1 rRNA gene is annotated in these 2500 nt (G+C 54.4%); it reads left to right on the top strand.

Annotated features, from left to right (window positions below):
- The first annotated feature begins 884 nt into the window (after positions 1-884).
- A 16S ribosomal RNA gene (locus AB7813_RS16735) occupies positions 885-2371 on the top strand.
- Positions 2372-2500: the final 129 nt, after the last annotated feature.

Genomic DNA, 2500 nt, shown 5'->3' with positions numbered 1-2500 from the left:
CTGCAGCATCATTGCGCCGTCGGCCTGATAGTTCTCAACAGCAGATGAGAGATCGATGCCGACGATGCGCAGCGGCTCTTTGCATCATCGTATGAGCCAACGCGTATCGGAGGATCCGGATATCCCTGCAATTCAATGCGGAATCCTGCTGTCATCATCGCAGCGCACTATGATTCGGCGTCGACTTTACGCACACGAAAAACGCGTGACGATTTTCTGACGATTGGGCGTTGACAGCTTCGAGAGTGCGAGACTATAAACCGGCCACTGAGCGCGGCGGCGCCGGGGCCCACGGGTCCGGGACGGTTCGACGCTCAGAAGCACCTCAACGCGATGTGTGAAGCACCAGCCGACAGTTTCGGTGGGTGTTTTGTCGTCGGGTTGAGTTGTCAGGTTTCTGAGAAGGGGCCTGGCGGATCTCGATCGGTGCAATGTTCTGCTGCTTGTTTCGAACGAAATAATCGGCGCACTGCGAAGAAAGAGGTTGCTTCCTTCCTCTGGAGGGTCTACTGGTTCGCTCCCTTCGGGGCGCTGGCATCCACTGGATGCCGCCTGATGGATCTCACTTTGGAAGATCTGAAGATAGAGATTTCTCCCTCCTGGGGAGATTGACGCATCTGCGTCGGGCTGTTTGACAAGTTAAATTGAAGAAAGAGAAACGTGGACGGCGGAGTCCTTGCGGGTCTCGTTCGATGGGAGCTTCGGCTTCTTGAGACGGGGCCGGACGAAAGACTTCGGCGGTACACGTTTTGAACAAAGGTTAACACCATCGTTGTTAGCGCTGTGAAGCGCGGACAGCAGATTGGCCGAACTTCGGTTTGGTTGATTTAGTATGGTGGGACCTCGTCAATACGTTGTGATCAGCCGGTTTAAAGTTTCAAGTCCAACTTGAGAGTTTGATCCTGGCTCAGAGCGAACGCTGGCGGCAGGCTTAACACATGCAAGTCGAACGGGCGTAGCAATACGTCAGTGGCAGACGGGTGAGTAACGCGTGGGAACATACCTCTTGGTTCGGAACAACACAGGGAAACTTGTGCTAATACCGGATAAGCCCTTACGGGGAAAGATTTATCGCCGAGAGATTGGCCCGCGTCTGATTAGCTAGTTGGTGGGGTAAAGGCCTACCAAGGCGACGATCAGTAGCTGGTCTGAGAGGATGATCAGCCACATTGGGACTGAGACACGGCCCAAACTCCTACGGGAGGCAGCAGTGGGGAATATTGGACAATGGGCGCAAGCCTGATCCAGCCATGCCGCGTGAGTGATGAAGGCCCTAGGGTTGTAAAGCTCTTTTGTACGGGAAGATAATGACGGTACCGTAAGAATAAGCCCCGGCTAACTTCGTGCCAGCAGCCGCGGTAATACGAAGGGGGCTAGCGTTGCTCGGAATCACTGGGCGTAAAGGGTGCGTAGGCGGGTTTTTAAGTCAGAGGTGAAATCCTGGAGCTCAACTCCAGAACTGCCTTTGATACTGAAAGTCTTGAGTATGGGAGAGGTGAGTGGAACTGCGAGTGTAGAGGTGAAATTCGTAGATATTCGCAAGAACACCAGTGGCGAAGGCGGCTCACTGGCCCATAACTGACGCTGAGGCACGAAAGCGTGGGGAGCAAACAGGATTAGATACCCTGGTAGTCCACGCCGTAAACGATGAATGCCAGCCGTTAGTGGGTTTACTCACTAGTGGCGCAGCTAACGCTTTAAGCATTCCGCCTGGGGAGTACGGTCGCAAGATTAAAACTCAAAGGAATTGACGGGGGCCCGCACAAGCGGTGGAGCATGTGGTTTAATTCGACGCAACGCGCAGAACCTTACCAGCCCTTGACATGTCTATGACCGGTACCAGAGATGGAACCTTCCCTTCGGGGCATAGAGCACAGGTGCTGCATGGCTGTCGTCAGCTCGTGTCGTGAGATGTTGGGTTAAGTCCCGCAACGAGCGCAACCCCCGTCCTTAGTTGCTACCATTTAGTTGAGCACTCTAAGGAGACTGCCGGTGATAAGCCGCGAGGAAGGTGGGGATGACGTCAAGTCCTCATGGCCCTTACGGGCTGGGCTACACACGTGCTACAATGGCGGTGACAATGGGATGCAAAAGGGCGACCTCTCGCAAATCTCAAAAAGCCGTCTCAGTTCGGATTGGGCTCTGCAACTCGAGCCCATGAAGTTGGAATCGCTAGTAATCGTGGATCAGCATGCCACGGTGAATACGTTCCCGGGCCTTGTACACACCGCCCGTCACACCATGGGAGTTGGTTCTACCTGAAGGCAGTGCGCTAACCGCAAGGGGGCAGCTGACCACGGTAGGGTCAGCGACTGGGGTGAAGTCGTAACAAGGTAGCCGTAGGGGAACCTGCGGCTGGATCACCTCCTTTCTAAGGATGGATCTTCAGAAGCTTGCTTCTATCGATCCTCTTTTGAAACATCAGTGGCCAGACATTGGATCAATGTCTGAGCTGCATAGGCGGGACACCGCCGTCTTCGTTTCTCTTTCTTCGCGGACG

Source organism: Tardiphaga sp. 20_F10_N6_6, from assembly GCF_052076045.1.
GTDB lineage: Bacteria > Pseudomonadota > Alphaproteobacteria > Rhizobiales > Xanthobacteraceae > Tardiphaga > Tardiphaga robiniae.
Note: the sequence above shows the minus strand (reverse complement) of the source record. Positions and strands in the feature narration are given on the sequence as shown.